General features: G+C 72.8%; 20 protein-coding genes and 1 tRNA gene. 12 read left to right on the top strand and 9 right to left on the bottom strand.

The features are described 5' to 3' along the window. Nucleotides 1-19: 19 nt before the first annotated feature. Together EI169_RS07255 and EI169_RS07250 are read right to left on the bottom strand one after the other, a co-directional pair. A complete protein-coding gene (locus EI169_RS07255) occupies nt 20-1,576 on the bottom strand; it encodes a hypothetical protein (protein WP_125131737.1) in 1,557 nt (518 codons plus the stop codon). Beyond that, entirely contained in the window at nt 1,552-3,213 is a 1,662-nt protein-coding gene (locus tag EI169_RS07250; protein WP_125131736.1) for an ABC transporter ATP-binding protein, read from the bottom strand. The genes EI169_RS07255 and EI169_RS07250 overlap by 25 nt, the downstream gene beginning before the upstream one ends. A gap of 193 nt (nt 3,214-3,406) precedes the next feature. On the opposite strand from EI169_RS07250, the gene EI169_RS07245 reads away from it, so the two are divergent. Genes EI169_RS07245 through EI169_RS07235 form a run of 3 tightly spaced genes read left to right on the top strand, consistent with a single transcriptional unit; the run spans nt 3,407 to nt 6,408 of the window. Beyond that, on the top strand, nt 3,407-4,099 hold the full coding sequence (locus tag EI169_RS07245) for an NTP transferase domain-containing protein (RefSeq protein ID WP_125131735.1): 693 nt from the start codon (nt 3,407-3,409) through the stop codon (nt 4,097-4,099). 43 nt (nt 4,100-4,142) lie between these two features. Beyond that, nucleotides 4,143-5,072, top strand: coding sequence for a hypothetical protein (locus tag EI169_RS07240; RefSeq protein ID WP_125131734.1), 930 nt, complete (start codon nt 4,143-4,145; stop codon nt 5,070-5,072). A gap of 10 nt (nt 5,073-5,082) precedes the next feature. Continuing rightward, on the top strand, nt 5,083-6,408 hold the full coding sequence (locus tag EI169_RS07235) for an aminoglycoside phosphotransferase (RefSeq protein ID WP_125131733.1): 1,326 nt from the start codon (nt 5,083-5,085) through the stop codon (nt 6,406-6,408). Nucleotides 6,409-6,421: 13 nt separating this feature from the next. Here the strand turns inward: EI169_RS07235 and EI169_RS07230 are convergent, their stop codons facing one another. Then, on the bottom strand, nt 6,422-7,726 hold the full coding sequence (locus tag EI169_RS07230) for a CDP-glycerol glycerophosphotransferase family protein (RefSeq protein WP_125131732.1): 1,305 nt from the start codon (nt 7,724-7,726) through the stop codon (nt 6,422-6,424). A gap of 39 nt (nt 7,727-7,765) precedes the next feature. On the opposite strand from EI169_RS07230, the gene EI169_RS07225 reads away from it, so the two are divergent. Next, nucleotides 7,766-8,860, top strand: coding sequence for a glycosyltransferase family 2 protein (locus tag EI169_RS07225; protein WP_125131731.1), 1,095 nt, complete (start codon nt 7,766-7,768; stop codon nt 8,858-8,860). Between the two features lie 12 nt (nt 8,861-8,872). Here the strand turns inward: EI169_RS07225 and EI169_RS07220 are convergent, their stop codons facing one another. The 3 genes from EI169_RS07220 to EI169_RS07210 form a co-directional block, all read right to left on the bottom strand. Continuing rightward, nucleotides 8,873-10,336: a CDP-glycerol glycerophosphotransferase family protein gene (locus tag EI169_RS07220; protein WP_125131730.1), complete on the bottom strand. Its 1,464-nt coding sequence runs from the start codon at nt 10,334-10,336 to the stop codon at nt 8,873-8,875. After that, nucleotides 10,333-11,571, bottom strand: a complete 1,239-nt coding sequence (locus EI169_RS07215; RefSeq protein ID WP_125131729.1) for a CDP-glycerol glycerophosphotransferase family protein — start codon at nt 11,569-11,571, stop codon at nt 10,333-10,335. The genes EI169_RS07220 and EI169_RS07215 overlap by 4 nt, the downstream gene beginning before the upstream one ends. 144 nt (nt 11,572-11,715) lie before the next feature. Then, nucleotides 11,716-13,254, bottom strand: coding sequence for a trypsin-like peptidase domain-containing protein (locus EI169_RS07210; RefSeq protein WP_125131728.1), 1,539 nt, complete (start codon nt 13,252-13,254; stop codon nt 11,716-11,718). Between the two features lie 99 nt (nt 13,255-13,353). On the opposite strand from EI169_RS07210, the gene EI169_RS07205 reads away from it, so the two are divergent. Beyond that, the gene (locus tag EI169_RS07205) at nt 13,354-14,568 is read left to right on the top strand and encodes an aminotransferase class I/II-fold pyridoxal phosphate-dependent enzyme (RefSeq protein WP_125131727.1); all 1,215 of its coding nucleotides are present in this window, start codon (nt 13,354-13,356) and stop codon (nt 14,566-14,568) included. Here EI169_RS07205 and EI169_RS07200 read toward each other — a convergent pair. Together EI169_RS07200 and EI169_RS07195 are read right to left on the bottom strand one after the other, a co-directional pair. After that, the gene (locus EI169_RS07200) at nt 14,555-15,358 is read right to left on the bottom strand and encodes a carbon-nitrogen hydrolase family protein (RefSeq protein WP_125131726.1); all 804 of its coding nucleotides are present in this window, start codon (nt 15,356-15,358) and stop codon (nt 14,555-14,557) included. The two genes, EI169_RS07205 and EI169_RS07200, sit on opposite strands and share 14 nt — an antisense overlap. Next, nucleotides 15,355-15,870 (bottom strand): DUF6328 family protein, encoded by a 516-nt coding sequence (locus EI169_RS07195; protein ID WP_125131725.1) that lies wholly within the window; start codon nt 15,868-15,870, stop codon nt 15,355-15,357. The genes EI169_RS07200 and EI169_RS07195 overlap by 4 nt, the downstream gene beginning before the upstream one ends. A 94-nt stretch (nt 15,871-15,964) precedes the next feature. Between EI169_RS07195 and EI169_RS07190 the strand changes: the two genes are divergently transcribed. From EI169_RS07190 to EI169_RS07180, 3 genes are all read left to right on the top strand, one after another. Next, nucleotides 15,965-16,038: transfer RNA gene (locus tag EI169_RS07190), tRNA-Met, on the top strand. A 71-nt stretch (nt 16,039-16,109) separates the two neighbouring features. Next, nucleotides 16,110-16,466, top strand: a complete 357-nt coding sequence (locus EI169_RS07185) for a hypothetical protein (RefSeq protein WP_125131724.1) — start codon at nt 16,110-16,112, stop codon at nt 16,464-16,466. Nucleotides 16,467-16,612: 146 nt separating this feature from the next. Beyond that, nucleotides 16,613-17,947 (top strand): HNH endonuclease signature motif containing protein, encoded by a 1,335-nt coding sequence (locus EI169_RS07180; protein ID WP_164515461.1) that lies wholly within the window; start codon nt 16,613-16,615, stop codon nt 17,945-17,947. Between the two features lie 6 nt (nt 17,948-17,953). Here the strand turns inward: EI169_RS07180 and EI169_RS07175 are convergent, their stop codons facing one another. Next, complete coding sequence (locus tag EI169_RS07175; protein WP_240640701.1) at nt 17,954-18,382, bottom strand: MarR family transcriptional regulator; 429 nt, start codon at nt 18,380-18,382, stop codon at nt 17,954-17,956. A 114-nt stretch (nt 18,383-18,496) separates the two neighbouring features. Between EI169_RS07175 and idi the strand changes: the two genes are divergently transcribed. Genes idi through crtI form a run of 4 tightly spaced genes read left to right on the top strand, consistent with a single transcriptional unit; the run spans nt 18,497 to nt 22,519 of the window. Then, nucleotides 18,497-19,048: an isopentenyl-diphosphate Delta-isomerase gene (gene idi / locus EI169_RS07170; RefSeq protein ID WP_125131722.1), complete on the top strand. Its 552-nt coding sequence runs from the start codon at nt 18,497-18,499 to the stop codon at nt 19,046-19,048. Beyond that, a complete protein-coding gene (locus EI169_RS07165; RefSeq protein WP_164515460.1) occupies nt 19,045-20,112 on the top strand; it encodes a polyprenyl synthetase family protein in 1,068 nt (355 codons plus the stop codon). Before idi ends, EI169_RS07165 begins: the two co-directional genes overlap by 4 nt. Continuing rightward, nucleotides 20,109-20,975 carry a squalene/phytoene synthase family protein gene (locus EI169_RS07160; protein WP_125131721.1) on the top strand — a complete coding sequence of 289 codons (867 nt, stop codon included), beginning with the start codon at nt 20,109-20,111 and terminating at the stop codon, nt 20,973-20,975. Before EI169_RS07165 ends, EI169_RS07160 begins: the two co-directional genes overlap by 4 nt. After that, nucleotides 20,972-22,519: a phytoene desaturase family protein gene (gene crtI / locus EI169_RS07155; protein WP_125131720.1), complete on the top strand. Its 1,548-nt coding sequence runs from the start codon at nt 20,972-20,974 to the stop codon at nt 22,517-22,519. The genes EI169_RS07160 and crtI overlap by 4 nt, the downstream gene beginning before the upstream one ends.

The following is a 22,519-nucleotide window of genomic DNA, read 5'->3' as shown; positions in this document are numbered from 1 at the left end:
CGCGGCCGAACCCGCCGGGTCAGGTCGCTTCGGCGAACTCCATGATGCGGTCGCCGCGGCGCACGAACACGGCGGCCCCGATGGCGACGCCGCCGGCGAGCACGACGACCCCCTCGACGACACCGCCCCACAGCGCTGGGACGGCCCACTCGGTGTCGCGCGTGAGCGTGAGCCATCCCCACCACAGGGCCGGCGCGCTCAGCACGATCGCGCCGATCATGACGAAGGCCTGTGCGATGGCTCCGCCCGAGCCGGTGCGCTGCGGCTGCTGGAACGGGCTGTCGCCCGGACGCGTGACCGCGTACGGAGCGAGGGCCGACGTGATGCTCGAGAGCCCGAGCGCGCACAGGAACAGCGACGCGCACACCCCCGCGAGCGCGGGGAGCACGGCCCATCGACCGTGGAGCGCGGTCGACACCGACACGGCGATCGCGAGCACGGGCACGGCGATGAGGACGATCGGCACGAGGCGACCGACCCGGTCGGCGGCCCCGCGGACGCCCGCGGCAAGGTGCATCCACACCGCGGTGGAGTCGTAGGCGACGTCGTTGTGCGGCAACCATCCGAAGAACAGCGCCATGATCGGCACCGGCACGAGCACGACGATCTCGAACGGCACACCGGCCACGAGGAGCGGGATCGCCGTGAGGACGGCCGCGAACGGGATCACGACGATGTTGACGAGGTACCGGCGGTCGCGGAGCCAGTAGACGAGGCTGCGTGCGGCGATCGCGCCGCCCGGCGTGCCGGGCGCGACGGCGAACCAGCCGAGGCCGCCGCGCTCGCGCACCGCGAGGGGGCGCTCGACGCTCGTGAGCATGTGTCGCACGAGCAGCGCCCACACCCCGGCGAGCACCGCCGCAGTCGCCAGCGCGACGGCGAGGCTCGCGCCCCACGGCGCCGTCGGATCGGGAAGCGCCCACGCGGCGCCGAGCGGCGTCATCGCGAAGACGCCCGCCGCCTCGGACAGCTGCACGGGCACCGTGCGACCCCACTCGAGCGAGGCGAGGAACACGCCCACCGGGACGACGACCACCACGACGACGACGAGGAACAGGCTCGTCAGCTCGCGTGAGCGACGCTGCCGGACGACGAGGGCCGAGACCGCCTCGCTCACGCGGGCGAGCAGGGTGCACACGACGACGGACAGCACGACGGAGACCACCACGAGGGCCACCGGCGCGCCATGCGCGCGCCACATCACGGCCGCCGACACCGCGACCGCGATCACGACGAGGATCGGCACGCTCAGGAAGCCGGCGAGGGCGAGGATCGCCGCGAGGGGGCCGGCGGAGGGGCCGACCACGGCGAACCGGCGCGGATCGAGCGGATCGACGGCGCCGAGCAGGAGCGGGCCGAGGGCGAACCCGAGCGTGATGGCCGACCCGCCGAGCACGGTGACGACGCGGGCGGCGGCGACGCTGTCGTCGCGCAGGCTCAGCACCGCGATGCAGGCCGCGGCGGTCGCAGCGGCCAGCAGCACGAGCCCGATCGTCATGCGCACGACGTGACGCCGATCGCCGCGCAGCGCGCCCAGCAGCGACGCGAGCCTCAGTCGGAGAACGTATGCAGCCACTCGAGGCCTTCCAGGTCGCCGAGCCCGCCCGCAAGCTCCACGAACCGCTCCTGCAGCGTTCCTGCTCCGCGGACGTCCTCGACCGTACCCTCCGCGAGCACCTGGCCGGCGACGAGCACGGCGACACGCGAGCACACGCGCTCGACGAGCTCCATGCCGTGGCTGGAGAGGATCACCGTGCCGCCGTGCTCGACGTAGGTGCCGAGGATGTCGAGGATGACGGCGCTGGAGACGGGGTCGACCGACTCGAACGGCTCGTCGAGGACGAGGAGCCGCGGCGAGTGGATCATCGCCCCGGCGAGCATCACCTTCTTCGTCATGCCGGCCGAGTAGTCCGAGACCTTGCGACCGAGGGCGTCGACGAGGTCGAAGGCGCGCGCGAGGTCGGAGATGCGCCGTTCCACCACGGCGGACGGCAGACCGCGCAGCACACCGTAGTAGTAGAGGAGCTGACGGCCGGTGAGCCGGTCGAACGTGCGGAGCCGATCGGGCAGGACGCCCATCGCGCGCTTGGCCCGCGCCGTGTCCTCGCGCACATCGACACCGTTCACGCGGATGGTGCCGGCATCCGGCACGAGCAGTCCCGCGATCATCGAGAGGGTCGTGGTCTTCCCCGCGCCGTTCGGGCCGACGATGCCGTAGAACGAGCCCGCGGGCACCGTCAGGTCGACGTCGTCGACCGCGCGCGCGCCGCCGAAAGACTTGGAGACACCGGTCAGGGCGAGCGCCGGCACCGCCGCGTCGGGCGAGACGTCGGAGTCCGTCTCCGAGACCACGACGAGCGGCGTCGCCTCGGCCGCCGGCTCGGACTCCAACGATTCCGACTCGACGGCAGCAGCGGACTCCGACTCGGCGACGGGCTCCGGCTCCGGCTCGGGCTCCACGACAGGTTCCGGCTCGGGCTCGACCACCGGCTCCGGCCCGACGACCGGCTCCGGCTCGACGACCGGCTCCCGCTCCGGCTCCGGCTCGACGACCGGCTCGGGCTCGGGTTCGACCGGCTCCACGACAGGTTCCGGACCGGGCTCGACGACCGGCTCCGGCCCGACGACGGGCTCGGGCGCGACGACGGGCTCGGGCGCGACGATCGGCTCCGGCTCGACGAGCGGCTCAGGCTCGGGCTCGACCGGCTCCGGCTCGACGACCGGCTTGGACTCCGGCGCGACCGTTGGCGCCGCGGCCGGGGTGTCGCTCCGCGGCGCGACGAGATCGGCCGGCAGCGGCGGCACCGGCGGCAGAGGCGGCCGCGGCGGGATGACGACCTCGACGGGGAGCGTCAGGTCGTCGGGAAGCGGAGGCGGCGGACCGGGGACCACCGCACCGTCGGGAGTCGCTGCCGCAGACCGGGCGGAGGAGGACGGGCGACGCGGTGTCGTCTTGCGCGGCGTCGTCGTGCCACCGCCAACCTTCTTGGCCGCGGCCGCGCCGGACGTGGGCTTTCTTGTCGACGCGGCCGGCTTCTTCGCGGTCGACGAGGCCGTGTTCGCGCGCGGCGCGGCGGGCTTGCGCGGGGTCGTCGGACGCTTCGCCGGCGTCTTGCGCGGCGCCGCAGGAGGCGTGGCCGGCGAGCTGTCGCCCTCGCCATCGGCGGCGTCGGGAGGAAGGTCCTCCGGCAGCGGGAGCGAGGCGGCGGTCATCGGTCCAAACTACCAAGTCGGGCGACCGGCACAGGACGCTGTGGAGGGCCCCGCGGCGCTACACCATGTGTCACGAATGGGCAACGGCCGCAGCGTATTCTGCTCTTCTTCAGGGGGCATCGCTAGCATGGCCTACGCACAAAGGAGTGGCTTTCCGGTGAACCGGAAGTGAACCAACCCCAGGAGCATCATCGTGTCCCCTCAGATCGTCATCCTCGCCGCCGGCCTCGGCTCACGGCTCGGCCGCAGCCTGCCCAAGCCCCTCACCGAGCTCGCCGACGGCCGCAGCATCATGCAGCAGCAGCACGACAACGTGCACGCGACGTTCGGTCCGGATGCGCGCATCCTGACCGTCGTGGGGTACCGCGCGGAGACGATCGTCGACGCCTTCCCCGAGGCCGACTACGTCTACAACGAGCGGTACGACCAGACGAACACCTCGAAGTCTCTGCTGCGCGCACTCGCGCAGACGGGCAAGGGCGGCGTCCTCTGGATGAACGGCGACGTCGTCTTCGACCCCCGCGTGCTCGGCCGCGCCCTTCCGCTCATCGAGCGCGACCAGTCGTTCGTCACGGTCAACACCGCAAAGGTCAGCGACGAAGAGGTCAAGTACACCGTGACGGCCGAGGGCTGGATCAAGGAGCTCTCCAAGACCGTCGAGGGAGGCATCGGCGAGGCCGTCGGCATCAACTACATCTCGCGCCGCGACAAGAAGGCGCTCCAGCGTCAGCTGTTGCGCGTCAAGGACCAGGACTACTTCGAGCGCGGCCTCGAGCTCGCGATCGCCGAGGACGGCGTCCGCCTGGAGCCGATGGACATCTCCGACCTGTACGCCGTCGAGGTGGACTTCGCCGAGGACCTCGAGCGCGCGAACCACTTCGTGTGAAGCACCCAGCCGGCGTCCGCCCGGCGTGCGTAGGATGCGCGGGATGAACGAGAAGGTCCACCGCATCCACTCCCTCCCGCAGGATGCACCGTGGGCCGGCGGCTTGCCGCCGGTGGGCTCCGACGAGCACCCGCTCGCGATCCGCGCCCTGGACCGCGTGCTCGCGGTCCAGCGGCCCGTCGTGATCGCGCACCTGCGCAGCATCCGGCTGCGGCATCCGAAGGCCACGACGCCCGAGATCGTCCGCATCCTGGAGCGCCGGTACCTCGCCGCCGTCACGACCGGCGGCGCCGCGGTGGGCGCAACGGCTGTCGTGCCGGGAATCGGAACGGGCGTGACGCTCGCGCTCAGCGGCGTCGAGACGCTCGGGTTCCTCGAGGCGACGGCGCTGTTCGCGCAGTCGATCGCCGAGGTGCACGGCGTCGCGATCGAGGACCCCGACCGCGCGCGTGCCCTCGTGCTGACGCTCATGCTCGGCAGCGAGGGCGTCGACCTGCTCGCGCAGCTGGCCGGCCAGGCGGCGGGCCGCGGCCCGACGCGCGCCGGCTACTGGGGCGATCTTGTGACCAAGACGATCCCGCGAGCCGCCATCGGTCCGGTGGTCGACCGCCTCAAGACCGCCTTCGTGCGCCAGTTCGCCGCCCGGGGCGGCGCCTCGTGGCTGGGCAAGGCCCTCCCGTTCGGCGTCGGCGCGGCCGTCGGCGGCGCCGGCAACCACATCCTCGGTCGCCGCGTGCTCACCGGCTCCCGACGCGCGTTCGGCCCGCCGCCGGCGCTCTTCCCCGCCGAGCTCGAACCGCGTCCGGGCGCACGACGGATGGAGCACACCGCGGGCGCGATCGCGCAGCGCGTGAGCGGCGCGATCGCATCGACCGCGCGTCGGGCCACGGGCCGACGGGCGCGCAGGGCGGGCGACGACCATACCGCCGGGGAGATTGGCAAGCCCCGCGGCGTGGAAGGACCCTCCGACTAGTCTCGCGGGCATGGAGAATCTGCTGGCGCGCCTGACCGAATGGATGCCCCGGCAGCGCTGGTACACCGGCAAAGGAACCGTTCCCGCCCTCACGCTCGTCGCCCGCTGGGATCTCGGCTCCACCGCGCAGACGCGCGCGGAGCTGCTGCTGGTCGGCGACGCCGGCGGCGCGGTCCCGGTCGTGTACCAGGTGCCGGTCGTCATCCGAGCCGACTCCCCCGGAGACGCCACCGTTATCGGCGAGATCGACGGGGGCGTCCTCACCGACGGCGCCCACGATCCGGCCTTCCACGACATCCTGCACGCGTGGCTGACGGGCGGCGCCACCATCGCCGGCGACGTCGGACCCGTGCACGCGGAGCCCGCGCACGACGGGCGCGCGACCGGCGCACACGTCTCAGGAGCCGTGCTGTCGGGCGAGCAGTCCAACACGTCGATCATCCTGCGCACAGACGACGGCGCACCGGTCATCTGCAAGCTGTTCCGCCAGGTGCACGCGGGAGTGAATCCCGACATCGAGCTGCAGGTCGCCCTGTCCGATGCCGGCATCCGCGCCGTGCCGCCGGCGGTCGGAACGGTGTCGGCCGTGTGGCACGATCCGCGCGCCGCCACCGTCGTCAGCGGCTCGCTCGCGTTCGCGCAGGAGTTCTTCCCCGGCGTCGAGGACGCGTGGCGGGTCGCGCTGCGCGCCGCTGCCTCCGGGAGCGACTTCAGCGACTCGGCCCGCAGCCTCGGGCGGGCCGTCGCCGACGTCCACGCCGCGCTGGCGCGGCTCTTCCCCACCGCGGAGGCGACCGACCTCGCGCGGGCGGGAGCCGTCGCGGGGTGGCGAGGGCGCCTCGACGCCGCGGTCGACGCCGTGCCCGAGCTCGCGGCTCTCCGACCCGGGATCGAGGCGGTCTTCGGTCGCGCGCAGGCCGTGCCATGGCCGCGGCTGCAGCGCGTGCACGGCGATCTGCACCTCGGCCAGGTGCTCGATGTGCCCGGACGCGGCTGGGTGCTGCTCGACTTCGAGGGCGAGCCGCTGCGGCCCATCGCCGAACGCCTGTCGCCCGACTTCGCGGTGCGCGATGTCGCCGGGATGCTGCGCTCTTTCGCCTACGTCGCCTCCTCGGTGCCCGCGACCGAGCATGCCGACCCGGCGCGGTGGGCCGAGAGCGCACGCCGGGCCTTCCTCGACGGCTATGCCGCATCGCCCGCGGCCGCGCCCCTCACGGAGGAGCTCGTGCGGGCGTTCGAGCTCGACAAGGCGCTGTACGAGACCGTCTACGAGGCGCGGAACCGCCCCGACTGGCTGCACATCCCGCTGTCCGCCGTGCGCCGCATGGCCGGCTGACGCCGCCCCGGCGTCAGGACTCCGCGCCCTCCGGGTCGGGGCTCTCCGGCGCGTCGCCGGCGCCGACGGCCTCGGCGTCCACGTCATCTCGGGCGGCGGGCCGCGAGTGCCACTGGTCCCAGCGCGCCATGAGCTCGGCGACGGCGGCGTGGAACCGGGCGGTCGCCGCGCCGGGGGTCGTGTCGCCGAAGTAGTGCCGTACCCACCGCTCGAGGCGCTGCACGGCGTCGGGGTCGCGCAGCACGCGATCGGCGTGGGCCACGATCGAGGGCGCCTCGTCTGCGGTGAGCCACTCGCAGGCCGACAGGTAGCCGTGGGTGTCGATCGCCGCCTCGGGGTCGACGGGTCGCGTGATCATGAGCGGCTTGTCGGCGGCGAGGCGGTCGTACACCATGGCCGAGATGTCGACGACCGCGAGGTGGGCGGCCGCCAGCTGCCAGCCGAGCTCCGGCCGGTCGTCGTACACGTGCTGCGCCGCCGCATCCGCGCCGTTGGCGGCCTCGATCGCGGCGAGGATGCGACGGTGCGCGGCCCCGTACTCGGGGTCGACGACTCCTGAGCGCGGGTGCGGCCGGTAGATCACCCGGTGCCGCCCGGTCGCGAGCAGCGCGTCGACGAGCGCCTCGCCGTGCGTGCGGATCGAGCCGTAGTGCGCGGAGGGCCGGTCGCCCTCCCACGTCGGCGCGTACAGCACGACCGTGCGGCCGTCGGGGGTGTACGGGAGCGTGCCGGAGTAGTGGTCGGCCTGCGGGCGGCCGATCTCGAACGTGCGCTCGTCGATGTCGTAATCCCACAGCACCCGGGAGAGCCGCTCACGGGCCGCATCGCCGGCGACGAAGGCGAAGTCGTACGCCTTGAACTGGTTCGTGGTCATGTACATCTTGTCGGACTCGCCGTGGTTGATGAATACGTGCCACCGGTGCCCGTACCGGAACATCTGGAAATTGCGGGTGTTCTGATTGACGTAGAGCACGACGCGGATGTCCTGCTCGACGAGGAAGCGCTCGATGTCGGCGACGGTGGGCACGAAGGCGACGGGCAGCGCACCGTCCTCGAGGAGGGCGCGCGCGCCGAAGGGCGAACGGGCGAGGACCACGACCGGCCAGTTTTCGGCGAGGCCTGCGAGGGGCCGGTACCACTGCCGCATCTGGTACATGTTCACGGCACCGTCGGCGAAGTACACCGCCACGCGGTAGCGGTGGGGCGGATGCGGCGGGGCGGCGGCGACCGCCCTGCGCACCGCCGCGAGCGCCGCGCGGTGGGCGATCCCCTTGCGGAGCAGTCCCCACGCCAGTTTCACGTCGTGGACCGGTCGCATCCCTCCAGGGTACCCAGCGGCCCGTGACATGATCGACGGATGCACGTCGCCGATCCCGGACGCAGAGACGCGCCCGTCCCGGCGGCGGACGCGGGCGTGACGTTCGTCATGCCCGTGCTCAACGAACGCGCATACCTGCGCCGCGCCGTCGAGACGGTGCTCGCGCAGGATGTGCTCGGTCCGGTGGAGCTGGTGCTCGCCCTCGGCCCCTCGAGCGACGGCACGAACGACGTCGCCCGGGCGCTCGCCACCGAGGACGACCGGATCGTGCTCGTCGACAACCCCGCGGCCGACATCCCCGTGGGCCTGAACCTCGCGATCCGCGCGGGCTCCTACCCGACGATCGTCCGTGTCGACGCGCATTCGGAGCTCTCACCCGAGTACACGCGCCGGGCCCTCGAGACGCTCGCGCGCGTCCGCGCGGCCAACGTCGGCGGCGTCATGCGCGCCGACGGGCGCACGCCGTTCCAGCGGGCGGTCGCGCGCGCGTACAACTCTCCCATCGGACTGGGCGGCGGCGCTTACCACGGCGGCACCAAGGAGGGCCCGGCGGAGTCGGCGTACCTCGGGGTCATGCGCCGCTCGGTGCTCGAGGAGGTCGGCTACTTCGACGAGTCGGTCCGCCGCGGCGAGGACTGGGAGCTGAATCTGCGCATCCGCCGCGCCGGCTACCGCGTGTGGTTCGACCCGGCCCTCTCCGTGGTCTACTGGCCGCGCGAGAGCTGGACGCGGCTGGTGCGACAGTTCCGCGCCACCGGCGCGTGGCGGGGCGAGCTCGTGCGCCGCTACGGGCGCCGCAACTCGCTGCGCTTCTTCGCGCCGCCCGCACTCGTGGGGTCGCTCGCGGCCTCCGCGGTCGTCGGAGTGCTGCAGGCGACACGCGCGGTGACGGGCGTCGTCTCCGCGGCGCTCAGCGTCGTCTACGTGCCCGTCGCGGCATACGCGGTGCTGGTCGGCGCGGTCGCCGCCGGCCGGGGCGGCGGCTCGGGGTGGCGCGACAAGCTGTGGACCCTCGCCGTGCTTCCTACGATGCATCTGGCGTGGGGCACGGGATTCCTCGGAGGGCTTGCCTCGGGCGCGCACGACACCGTCGACACCTCGCGCCTGGACGGCCGCAACACGCCGCTGCCGTGACGCGACGTGCGGTCAGGGCTCGACGTCGACGAGGCCCTGGTCGATGATCCGCGCCACCACCCGCTCGGCGGCGCGACCGTCGTCGCGCGCGTTGAAGGTGGCGCGCCACCGCTCGTAGGCGGCGGCGTGCGCCGCCGGATCGCCGTCGCGGAGCTCGTGGATGAGCTCGTCCTGCGTGCGCACCAAGGGCCCCGGCGCGGCGCGCGCGAGGTCGAAGTAGAAGCCGCGCAGCTCGCCGCGGTAGTGCTCCATGTCGGGGACGAGGAAGTACATCGGCTTGCCGGTGACGCTGAAGTCGAACATGACAGACGAGTAGTCCGTGATGAGCGCGTCGGCGACGGTCAGCAGCCGCGACGTGTCCGGGAACGCCGTCACGTCGACGACCCGCTCGCCGTGCGCGTCCGAGCCCGGCAGCAGGGTGCGCGAATGGCCGCGCACGAGGACCACCGCGCCGAGCGCTTCGGCGAGGGCGGCGGGGTCGACGAAATCGACGATCTCGTCGCGGTCGTCGCGCCACGTCGGGGCGTACAGCAGCACGCGCGCGTCCGGTGCGATGCCGAGGGCCGCGCGCGTCGCACGTCCGTCGTCGGTCACGAGAACGTCGTTGCGGGGATAGCCTTCGACCCAGATCGGCCGGCGGAAGAACGCGTAGGCCTTTCGCAGGATGCGGGCGGCGTACGGATTCTGCGCGAGCAGCACGTCCCAGCGCCGCGATTCCTTGACGACCGCGGCCGCCCGCCGCGGGTCGAACCCGGGCCGGTGCAGCGCGAGGCGCTTGAGGGGGGTGCCGTGCCACGTCTGCAGCACGTGCTGACCGGGGCGACGCGCGAAGCGGCGCCGCATCCAGTCGTTCACGACGAGCAGACGCGACGAGCCGCGCGCGCGCCACCACTCGGGGCTGCCCTCGACGACGGCGACAGCACCCTCGGGCACCTGCACCGACAGATCGACGACGCTCCAGTAGCGGTGGATGCCCGGTGCCCGCCGCGCGAGCTCCCGATCGATCGCGAGCGGGTTGCAGCTGGCGTTGCGCCCGTAGAAGCTCTCGAAGAACACCGCGTTCTCGAGCGCGTCGCGGCCGGCCGCATAGCGTCGCTCGAGAGCGTCCTGCCCTTCCCCGGAGTCGAAGGCCGGATCCAGCGGCGGCCCGATCCGCACATGCGCTCCGTCCCACGACGCGCGAAGCGTCCCGAGTTGCGCCAGCGACACGGGCTCCGTGGGAACGTCGGCGTCCGTGGCCTCCCCGCGCTCGATGAGGAGGCGGTAGGCGCCGGTCGGCAGCGGCAGCTCCGGCCCGCCCCAGCGGGCGGCCACGAGCGGCAGTGTCGCCCGCCAGGTGCGGCCGCGACCCGACAGGCGCGCCTGGACGCCGGCGCGTCGTCCGACCAGCGACACGCTGATCGGGCGCGGCCCCTCGCCGGTCACCTCGGCGAAGGCGACCCCGTCGTCGCCGCGTGCGAAGCGGATGGCCGTCATGAATCCTCCTCGGGGGCGCCGATGCCGGCGCGGATGAGAGCGTGGACGCGCTGCGCGTTGCGTCCGTCACGGAAAGCATGGACCTGTTCGCTCAGAGCGAACGAGCGGGCGGCGCGCTCCGCGGGGTCGGCGAGCACCGCGTCGAGCTGGCCCGTGAGGACCTGCCACGACGAGGCCCAATCCGTGCCGGCGACATCGGCGTACCGACCGTAGAAGCCGCGCCGCGCGCGGTACTCCTCCAGGTCGGGGGCGAGGAAGAGCACGGGCAGCGGCACCAGTCCCGCGTCGAACGCGAGCGACGAGTAGTCGGTCACGAGCACGTCCATCCCGGGAAGGAGCGGTGTCACGTCGGCGACCCGGTCGCTGCCGAGCGGCTGCACGCGAGCCGTGTCGACCGGCGGGGCGTACTCCCCCGCACCCAGCGGGTGCGAGCGCACGAGCAGCACGGCGTCGTGGCGGTCGAGCACCTCGAGCAAAGCGCGCCATTCCTCGGCAGACGGAACGGCGGGATCGGGAGCGCCGTCGCGCCACGTCGGCGCGTACAGCACGTGACGCCGCGGCGAGGTGGCGGTGAGCCCCGCGAGCGCCGTGCGCGCCCTCTCCCGGCGCTCGGCCGCGCTCCCCCGCGAGAGCACATCGACGCGCGGCTCCCCCGTCACCACCACCCGGGCGTCGGGCAGCCCGAACGCCGACTCCAGCCGGCCGCGCACGAGGTGCGACGCAGCCGGCAGCAGCCGGATGCGGGCGGTGGTCGACGCGTACATGCGGCGCAGCACAGCCCGCACGACACGCGATCGGGGCAGGATGCCGCTGCGGAACGTCTCCGGCGAGTCCAGGCCGATGCGCTTGAGCGGGATCCCGTGCCACAGCTGCACGAGGAACGCTCCGGAGACGGCGTAGCGGTTCACATCGCCGAAGCCGTGCGTCACCACGACGACCCGGGCGCGCGCGGTCGCCCAGAACCCGCGCGGACCGCCCTTGCGGACGTGCGGGATGCCGCGTTCCGCCGCAACGGCGGCTTCCTCGTCGGACGCGACGAGCCACAGCGCCGGTGTGCCATGACCGGCGGCCACGTCCCACAGAGCCAGTGCGCCGTCGGCGATGCCCACGGCGCATCCGAACACCCACCGGTCGCGCGTGCGCGGGATGACGAGGGTGGCCAGTCGACCCGCGGCGTACAGCGGGATGCTCAGGAGTTTGCGCGCGTTCCCCGCTCCGAACGAGAAAGACGCCACCCCGCGATGCTATCGCGGGGTGGCGTCACGACACGGTGTCACTGCGTCCAGGCCCGCGATGCTGTCGCGGGGTGGCGTCACGACACGGTGTCACTGCGTCCAGGCCCGCGATGCTGTCGCGGGGTGGCGTCGTCCTTCGGGACGTCAGGAGCCGAGCTCGCCGAGGGTGACCGTCGCCGTCTCGGAGCTGCCGCCGCGGACGTAGGTGATCTTCGCCTCGGAGCCGGCGGCGAGGGCCCGCACCTGCGCGGTGAGGTCCGTCGCATCCGTGATCGGCTTGCCGTTGAACTCGGTCACGATGTCGCCCTTGCGCAGGCCTGCCTGCTGCGCCGCACCGCCCTGGCTCACGTCGGCGAGGTAGGCGCCGGCGATGTCGGTGCCCTGCACCGACGATGCGGGCTGCACCGACGCGCCGAGCAGACCGTGCGTCGCCGAGCCGTTCTCGATGATCTCCTGCGAGACGCGCTGGGCGATGTCGGACGGGATCGAGAAGCCCACGCCGATCGAACCGGACTGACCGCCCGAGGACGAGCCGCCCGCCGAGGCGATCGCGACGTTGATGCCGATGAGCTTGCCCTCGCTGTTCACCAGCGCGCCGCCCGAGTTGCCCGGGTTGATCGCCGCATCCGTCTGGATGACGGCGATGCTGATCGACTCGGTGGCCTGCTGCTGCTGCTGACCCTGCCCGAAGTCGAAGAAGAACGGGCTCTCGCCGCCCTGCTCGGGCGCCTGCTGGTCGCCGTTGCCCTCGGGGGCCGCCGAGGAGGCGACCTGGATCGACCGGTTCAGCGCGCTGACGATGCCCGTGGTGACGGTGTTGGACAGTCCGAGCGGTGCGCCCACGGCCACGGTGGCGTCACCGACGTTCAGCTTGTCGGAGTCGCCCCACTCGATCGGCGTCAGGTTTGTCGCACCCTCGAGCTTGATCACGGCGAGGTCGTAGGTCGGGTCGGTGCCGACGATCGTCGCCTCGAACACACGGCCGTCCGACGTCGTGACGCTCAGCTGCGCGTCGCCGGTCTGACCGTCGAGGGTGACGACGTGGGTGTTGGTGAGCACGTAGCCCTCGTCGTTCAGCACGACGCCCGAGCCCGTGCCGCCGCCCGAACCCGACGACGCGCTGATCGTCACGACGCTCGGCACGACCTTCGCCGCGATCGCCGAGGTGGCGGTGACGCTGTCGGGGTTGTTGACCGTCACGGTCTGCGGCCCGGCGGCGGGGGACGACGTCGTGCCGCCCCACAGCTGGACGCCGGCGTAGGCGCCGCCCAGGCCCGCGCCGCCGCCGACGAGCGCGGCCGCCACGATCAGCGCGGCGACCTTGCCCGCGCCGCCGGAGCGACGCGCGGGCGCCGGAGCGCTGTCAGCGAGCGGAACGGTCGGATGCGTCGCCGTCGCGCCGAACGCGGCACCCGGCTGAGCGGGCTGCCCCGCGTACTCGGGGCGCGGCGGTACGCCGTAGGCGGGCTGCGGCGTGCCGGTGTACGGCGGGCGCTGCGCCTGCCATCCGGCCGGCGGGAGCGGGGGTGCGGGGCGCGTCGCGCCCGCGGAGTCGGGGGTGCCTGCGCCGGTGGGCGCGGCCGGGGCCGCGGCCTCGGCGGCGGGGGTCGGGTGAGGGGTGCTGGTCTCCGGCGTCTGCGCCGGCACGTTCTCTTCCGGGCGGTCGCCCTGGTGGTCGCTCATCGGATGCTCCTTCTGCCAAGCGATAACCAGGCTGACGGTTCTTGCTGTGGGTTTTCTATGCCCGGTATGGGCCGTGCATATGCGACTAGCGTGAGGAGGATGCGAGACATTCCCGGCGCGTGGCGACGTGCGGCCGAGGGCGCCGGCCTGCGTGCCCCCGACGGTTCGACCACCCCCACGATCTTCGCCGAGATGTCGGCACTGGCGGCGCGGACGGGTGCGATCAATCTCGGCCAAGGCTTTCCCGACGAGGACGGCCCGGCCGAGGTGCTGGACGCAGCGCGTGAGGCGATCGGCGCCGGCGTCAACCAGTATCCGCCCGGTCGCGGGATCGCGGAGCTGCGGGAGGCGATCGCCGCCCACCAGCAGCGGTTCTACGGCCTGCATCTCGACGCCGACCGTCATGTGCTCGTCACCGCCGGTGCGACCGAGGCTCTCGCGGCAACCCTCCTCGCGCTCGTGGACGGTCCGGACGACGAGATCGTCGTGTTCGAGCCGTACTACGACTCCTACGCCGCCGTCATCGCGCTGGCCGGCGCGCGGCTCGTGCCGGTGCCGCTGCGCGCGCCCGGCTTCCAGCCCGACCTCGACGAGCTGGCCGCCGCCGTCAGCGACCGCACTCGCGCCATCCTGGTGAACGATCCGCACAACCCGACCGGGGCGGTGTTCGACGCCGCGACGCGCGAGACGCTGGTGGCCCTCGCCGAGCGTCACGACGCGTTCCTCGTGACCGACGAGGTCTACGAGCACCTGGTCTTCGCCGGGCCTCATGTGCCGCTGGCGACGCTTCCCGGCGCATGGGACCGCACGATCTCCATCTCCTCCGCCGGGAAGACGTTCTCGGTCACGGGGTGGAAGATCGGCTGGCTCACCGCTCCCGCCGACCTCGTCGACGCCGTCGTGGCGGTCAAGCAGTACCTCACGTATGTGAACGGGGCACCGTTCCAGCCCGCCGTGGCCCAGGGCCTCCGCCTGCCGCGGACCTTCTTCGCCGAGGCCGCGGACCGGCTGCGGCGCCGTCGCGACCTGCTCGGTGCGGGCCTGCGGGCCGCGGGCTTCGACGTGTTCGAGCCGGCGGGGTCGTACTTCACCGTCGCGGATGCGGAGCCTCTGGGCGTCCGCGACGCCGCGGCGTTCTGCCGCGAGCTGCCCGAGCTCGCCGGCGTCGTCGCGATCCCGCTGACGGCGTTCGCGACTCCCGCGCACCGCGGCGACTACGCGAGCCTGCTCCGTTTCGCGGCGTGCAAGCGCGACGACGTCCTGGCCGAGGCATCCGCCCGCCTGGCGACGCTCGACCGGATCAGCGCGGGATGACGCGGTAGCGACGCAGCGCGAGCGCGGGGTTGACGCGTCGCACCCGGGCGACCACTTCGACGTCGAGGTGCGCGACCGCGACGTCGGTGCCCGTCCCGACGCCGGCGATCTGCACCCCCTGCGGATCGACGACGAGCGAGTTGCCCACGCCGAGGGGCGGCGGATGGTCGGCCGCGGCGACGAAGAGGGTGTTCTCGATCGCCCGCGCGTGGACGAGCGTGCGCCAGTGGTGCTCCTTGAGCGGCCCGCGCACCCACTCGGCGCCCATCAGGACGACGTCGACGCCGGCGTCGGCGAGCGTGCGCGCGACCTCGGGGAAGCGCACGTCGTAGCAGGTCATGAGCCCGAAGCGCAGACCTTCCACAACGAACGTCTCGGGAGCGACGAGCTCCCCGGGCTCGACCCAGTCCGACTCCCGCTGCCCGAAGGCGTCGTACAGGTGCAGCTTGCGGTAGGTCGCGACGACACCGTCGGCATCGACCGCCACGATCGTGTTGCGCACGCGACGGCCCTCGGCGGATTCGACGAGTCCCGCTGCGATCACGACGCCGTGGCGCGCCGCGAGCTCGCGCAGGGCCGACGTGAAGGGGCCGTCGAGCGGCTCGGCATGGGCGGCGAGGGTGTCGTCGAACGGGTCGACGAAGTAGCTCGTGTACTCGGGGAACAGCACGACGCGCGCCCCGCGTGCCGCCCCGCGCTCGGTGAGCTCAGCGACGGCCTCCAGGTTCGCGGCCGGCGAAGCCGACGGCGCGAACTGCGCGACCGCGACCCCCACGGACTCCGCCGTCATCCGATCTCCTCCCGTCGCCGCCGCATCCGGATCATGAGCGGCACCACGACCCACAGTACGAGGATGAGGGCACCCAGGGCCGCCGCGGTGGCGAGGCCGGCGTCGGCGCCCACGACGACGTCGAACACGAAGGCGACGACCCCGCCCAGGAGCAGGGCGACCGTGAGGAGGGCGATGATGAGCGCGCCGTGGCCGTACGCGACCACCGCTCGCTTCTCGCGCTGCCGGAAGACGACGCGGTGGAGGGCCACCGGCGCGAGGGCGATGATCGCGCTGAGCGCCGCCAGCACGACGAGCACGAGGTAGAGCACCCGCTGCCCGGCGTCGAGGTCGGCGAACGCCGGCTGGAAGGCGAGGGCGAGGAGGAATCCCGTGAGGATCTGGGTGCCGGTCTGGAGCACGCGCAGCTCCTGCAGGACCTCGTTCCAATTGCGGTCGGCGCGTTCCGCCGGCGACTCGTCGCGACCGTCGGCGATGGCGTCGTGCCGCGCCGCATCCACCCCGTCATGCATGGAGCGATCCTCCCGGCCGGAGCTCGCCGAGGGCAACGGGCGGCGGCGCCGATTCGTGCCCCCGCCGCATCCGTGCTAGAGTTTTCTCTTGTGCCGCGGGGTGGAGCAGCTCGGTAGCTCGCTGGGCTCATAACCCAGAGGTCGCAGGTTCAAATCCTGTCCCCGCAACGAACGGAAGGCCCCGGATCCTCGTGATCCGGGGCCTTCTGCACGCGTATCGCCGCCGATACTCTTCTCGCGTGGGCACCCGGACGACGGCTCTTCGGCCCTCGCCCGTCGCTGTGGCGGCTCTCGCTTCGGCGGTCGTGGGTGTGGCGTCCCTGTTCGCTTACCGGGCGCTATGGATCGAGTCTGCGGGGTCGCCTGCGGCGCTCGACGCGAATGAGGCCATCGCCACGATCGCGTGGCTGGGCGGCTGGGTCCTCGTCGCGGGCGCGGGCCTCGCAGGGCTCATCCTGCTCGCGACGCTCGTCCGCCGACTCGTGCGGTGGCAGTCTCGATGGATGGACGCGGCGGTGCTCGTCGCCACCGCGGTCCTGATCGCGGGTGCGTGGCTCGTGGCGCCGCTGTGGGGCATCGGCGCCGGCGTCGCCTGACCCGCTCTCGCGACGACGCTTCGTCTCGCTGCGCTCGCGCAGCGATCGAGTGCGGGCGCAGGGCCGGGAGCGCGGGAGCGCAGCGACCGAGACGAAGGGCACCCCGCACGCGGATCGATGTCGGAGGTCGGTGCGAGAGTGAGCACATGACCAGGACCGCGAGCATCGCTCATCCCGACGAGGATGACGTCGCGCTCGCGGAACTGATCGATGGGCTGATCACAGACGACGAGGCGATCGCGCAGATCGAAGCGGACGAGATCGTCCGGCTCGCGGCGGCGCTGCGCATCGCGAAGAAGCGTGCGGCCACACAGTCCGTCGAGACGCGGATGCGGGAGGTCGAAGAGCGTTCGATCGCGTCGGAGATCGGCACCGCGCTCCGGGTGCATGACCGGGCGATCCAGAACCGCATGCACGCCGCCCTCGAACTGGTCGAGGACTACCCCGCCACCCTCGACGCCTTGGCGGAGAGCCGGATCTCGGCGCGGCACGCGATGGTCATCGTCGAGGAAGGCCGCGACCTCGTCGACCCCGACACGCGGGCGCTGTACGAACGCACCGTGCTGGAGCGGGCGTTCCTCGTCACGGCACCGGCCACACGCACTTTCGCCGAACAGGTCGTCGAAGAACTGCACCCCCGCTCGATCACGGAACGGCACCGGGAGGCGGTGAAGGGGCGGACGGTGTGGATGCAGCGCCGGGGCGAGGGCATGTCCGAACTGGGCATGATCGCGCCCACCGTCCTCGCCGAAGGCATCTGGGACCGGCTCACCCAGCAAGCCCACGAGACCAAGACCGTACAGGTCGCCGCGCCCGAGGGTGACACCGAGGATGACGACGCGGTCTACGACCAGCGGAACCTGGACCAGATCCGCGCGGACGTCGCCATCGACCTGCTCCTCACGGGCGGACCCACCATCGACCCCACCACCGGCGCGATCACCGGACCGGCCGGCGGGCTCGCCGCCATCCAGGCGCGCGCGTCGATCGTCATCCCCGCCCTCACCGCCGCCGGCCTCGCCGACCGCGGCGCCACCCTCGACGGCGCCATCCCGGTCGACGCCGACACCGCCCGATGCCTGCTCGCGGGGGCGTCGTCGTGGGAGCGGATCCTCACCCACCCCATCCACGGACACGTCCTCGCGACCGACACCTACCGGCGACCCGCGAACCTCGACCGCTACCTCGCCGCGCGCGACATGCACTGCCGCTTCCCCGGATGCCGACGCCCCGCCCGCCACTGCGACCGCGACCACAACCGCGACTGGGCCCTCGGCGGCCCCACCGACGCGTGCAACCTCGCCTGCCTCTGCAAACGCCACCACACCCTCAAGACCGAGAAACCCTGGAAACCAATGCAGCTCCGGGACGGCAGCATCCGCTGGACCAGCCCCCACGGAAGAGTGTCCACCGACCCACCCGAGCGATACGTCATCTTCAGAGACGAACCCGACCCTCCACCCGGCGCCCCACCCTTCTGACCGCCGTCAGGCGGGGTCGATCGACGCGGAGAGCTCGTCGATGAAGCGCGTGATGAGCGCCAGCTCGTCGTCGCTGTACCGCTCGACGACCCCTCTCATGTCGTGCAGGTGGGCCCCGAGGTGTTCGTAGAAGACGCTGCGCGAGTGATCCGTCAATGCCACGACGCGCGCGCGACGGTCGGACGGGTGCGGGCGGCGCTCGATATGCCCCGCCTCCGAGAGCCGGTCGAGGAGCTTCGTCGTCGAGGCCGTCGAGATCCGCAGGTGACGCGCCATCTCGTGCGGGCTCACCGACTCGCCACGGTGCTCCCGGACGATCAGCATGCGCAGCGCCGCGAGATCGGTCGCGTTCATCTCCATATCGCTCTTCATGCTGCCGTTCATGCGATCCAGCGCGTCGCTGAGTGCCCGCACCGCGGAGAGAGCGGCGGTCACCGCAGAGCGCCCCTGCGCCCGGATGTCAACAGCCCGTGTCACGATGGACACTCCCTCTCCGCGACTTGTATCATCGAGCTCATTCGCTAGATAAACTAGCAAACAGGAGGCGCTGTGATCGAGACCGAATATGTCGTTCTGCTGGACGACGACGGCCGGGAGATCGGAACAGCTCCCAAGAGCAGCGTCCACGGTACCGACACCGCGCTGCATCTCGCATTCTCTTGCCATGTGGTCAACGACGAGGGTCAGGTTCTCGTCACGCGCCGCGCGCTGAGCAAGAAGACCTGGCCGGGCGTGTGGACCAATTCGTTCTGCGGGCACCCGCGCCCCGCCGAGCCGGTCATCTCGGCCGTGCACCGCCGCGCCTCGCATGAGCTCGGCATCACGCTCACCGACATTCAGCTCGCGCTGCCCCTGTTCCGCTACCGCGCCACCGATGCGACGGGCATCGTCGAGCACGAGATCTGCCCTGTCTACACCGCGCGCACGACCGACGTGCCCGAGCTGAACCCGCTCGAGGTCGTGGATGCGCAGTGGGTCGACCCGATCGATCTCGCGACGGCACTGGAGGCGACGCCCTGGGTGTTCAGCCCGTGGCTCGTGCTGCAGGCCGAGCAGCTCCGTCTGTTCGGCGCGCCGCGCGAGAGTCGCCGCGCGTCATGATCGCCCTCCCCACCGCGCCGGCCGCCCGCGCGGCGATCGACACCGCGATCGGCGAGGCGACCGCGCGACTGCGCGAGCGGATGGCCCGCATCGACCCGTCCTCCGCTGCGCTGGGACAGGCCATCGAACGCGCCGCCGACGGCGGCAAGCGCTTCCGCCCGACGCTCGTCGTGGCCGCGTTCCACACGCTGGGCGGAGACCTCGACGACCCGGCGGTGTATTCCGTCGCCGCGGCGTTCGAACTGCTCCATACCGCCTTCGTCGTCCACGACGACGTCATCGACCACGACATCGAGCGACGCGGCATGCCCAACGTCGGCGGCGAGTTCCGCGCGCGCGGCCGCGCTCTCGGGGCGGATGCGGCGGGCTCGGCGCTGCTCGGCGACGCCGCCGGCATCCTCGCGGGCGACCTCCTCCTGCACGAGGCCGTCCGCCTCGTCGCGAGCATCGACGCCCCCGGCGAGACCCGGCGCGACCTGCTCGACCTCGTCGAGGATGCCGTCGTCGTCTCGGCGGCCGGCGAGCTCGCCGACGTCGAGAACGCCGTGATCGCGGACGACGGGGTGGCCGCCGACGCGATCCTCGTCGCCACCGCGAACAAGACCGCGGAGTACTCGTTCTGCGCGCCCCTGGTCGCCGGGTCCGTGCTCGCCGGCGCACCCACGGGCGCTCGCACCACGCTGCGCCGCGTCGGGCAGCGCCTCGGGCTCGCCTTCCAGCTGGCCGACGACCTCATCGGCGCCTTCGGCCCCGCCGACGTGGCCGGACGCGGTGAGGGCGGCGACCTCCGCGAGGCCAAGCGCACGCCGCTCATCGCCCTCGCGCGCGAGAGCGACCGCTGGCCCGAGGTCAGCGACGCGCTCGCTCAGGCCCACACCGGGCCGGTCGCCGTGCGCGCCGCCCAGCAGGCGCTCGCGGCATCCGGCGCGCGAGAGCGCCTCGAGCAGCTCATCGCCGACACGCTCGCCGAGGCACGCGGACTCGTGGTCGATTCGCTGCTGCCCGACCCGGCACGGGCGATGCTCCTCGACCTGGTCGAAGCGGTCCGGGAGCGTGTGCCGTGAGCGCGTCGTACACCGGCCTCGAACTGTACGATCGCACCGCGGCGGATGCGGCGGCCGCCGTCATTTCGCGCTACTCGACATCGTTCGGGCTCGCGACGCGGCTCCTCGGCCCCCGCCCGCGTCCGCACGTGCGCAACGTGTATGCGCTCGTCCGGGTGGCCGACGAGATCGTGGACGGGCCGGCCTCCGACGCAGGTCTGTCCCCCGAGCAGGAGCGCGAAGTGCTCGACGCCCTCGAGGCCGAGACGCTCCGGGCGATCGAGCGCGGTTTCAGCTCCAACCTCGTCGTCCACGCGTTCGCGCGCACGGCCCGCGAGTGCGGCATCGGCGCCGCCCTCGTGACCCCGTTCTTCGCGTCGATGCGCACCGACATCGACACGTCCTCGCACGACGCGGGGTCGCACGACGCGTACGTCTTCGGTTCAGCGGAAGTGGTGGGGCTCATGTGCCTGCAGGTCTTCGTCAACGCCGGTCGGCCCTCGCCGCGCCCCGCGCCCGACGACCTCGTCGAGGGCGCGCGGCGCCTCGGCGCGGCGTTCCAGGATGTGAACTTCCTCCGCGATCTCGACGACGACGCCGGTCGCCTCGGCCGGGACTACCTCGGCGGCGCCGACGACGACGCGCGCCGCGTCACGGTGCTCGATCGCATCGACGCAGACCTCGCCGCCGCTGCGGCGGTCGTGCCCCGGCTCCCCCGCGACTGCCGGCGCGCCGTCACGACCGCGCACGACCTGTTCGCCGAGCTCTCGCACCGCCTGCGGCGCACGCCCGCCCGCGCCGGGCGGGTGCGCGTGCCCGACGCCGTCAAGGTGGCCCTCGCGGCCCGCGCCGTCGTCACGTCGCGTCCCCGGAGCATCCGATGAGCCGCGCGGTCGTCGTCGGCGGCGGCATCGCCGGCCTCGCCACCGCCGCACTGCTGGCGCAGGACGGGCACGACGTCTCCCTCTTCGAAGCCCTCGACGACGTCGGGGGCCGCGCCGGCTCGTGGGAGAGCGACGGGTTCCGCTTCGACACCGGGCCGAGCTGGTACCTCATGCCCGAGGTGTTCGACCACTACTTCCGCCTCCTCGGCACCTCGGCGGCCGAGCAGCTCGACCTCGTGCCGCTCACCCCGGCATACCGCGTGTACTCCGCCGACGGGTCGGCGCTGGAAGTCGAATCCGGCCGCGCTCGCGCCGTCGCGCTGTTCGACAGCGTCGAGCCGGGCGCCGGCGCACGCCTCGACGCCTACCTCGACTCCGCGGCGGATGCGTACGACCTCGCGGTGTCGAAGTTCCTGTACGACCCGTATTCGTCCACCTCGGGCCTGCGCGACCCCGCGCTCCTCCGCCAGGTCCCGCGACTCCTTCCCCTCCTCACGCGCACGCTTGCCGGCTTCGTCGAGCCGCGGTTCGCGGACGTGCGCCTGCGGCAGATCCTCGAGTACCCCGCCGTCTTCCTCGGCGGCTCGCCGTACGGCGTGCCGAGCCTGTACCACCTCATGAGCCACCTCGATCTCAACGAGGGGGTGCTCTACCCGCGCGGCGGGTTCACGGCCGTCATCCGCGCGATCGAGGCTCTCGCGCGCGACCGCGGGGTCGAGATCCGCACGTCCTGCCCCGTCGAGCGGATCGAGGTCGAGGACGGCCGCGCCAGGGGCGTGCGCCTGCGCGGCGGCGAGAAGGTCGCCGCCGACCTCGTCGTCTCGACCGCCGACCTGCACCACACCGAGACGCAGCTGCTCTCTTCGCCGAACGACCGCACCTATCCCGAAGAGTGGTGGGCGACGCGCACCCCGAGCCCGGGCGCGCTCCTCATCCTCCTCGGCGTGGAAGGCGAGCTGCCCGAGCTCGCCCATCACACGCTCCTGTTCTCCCCCGAGTGGCGGGAGAACTTCGAGGCGATCTTCGGCGATCGGCCGCGTGTGCCCTCGCCGGCGTCGCTGTACGTGTGCAAGCCCAGCGCGACCGATGACTCGGTCGCGCCTGCCGGCCACGAGAACCTCTTCGTGCTCGTCCCGATCCCCGCCGATCCGGGTCTCGGTCGCGGCGGCGTGAACGGCGACGGCGACCCGGCGATCGAGAAGGCCGCAGACGCCGTCATCGCGCAGATCGCGCAATGGTGCGGCATCCCCGACCTGGCCGACCGCATCGTCGTGCGCCGCACGATCTCGCCCGGCGACTTCGCCGTCGATCTGCACTCGTGGCGGGGGAACTCGCTCGGCCTCGCGCACACGCTGCGGCAGAGCGCGATCTTCCGTCCGCGCAATGCGTCGCGGAAGGTGTCCGAGCTGTACTACGCGGGCACCTCCGCCCTGCCGGGCATCGGACTCCCCATGTGTCTCATCTCGGCCGAGCTCGTGCTCAAGCGCCTCCGCGGCGACACGTCGGCCGGGCCGGTCGCGGAGCCCTCCCGCGCTACGGTGTGA

It is taken from the genome of Microbacterium sp. 10M-3C3 (genome assembly GCF_003931875.1).
Taxonomy (GTDB): Bacteria; Actinomycetota; Actinomycetes; order Actinomycetales; family Microbacteriaceae; genus Microbacterium.
This window is presented reverse-complemented; position numbering and strand designations above follow the sequence as displayed.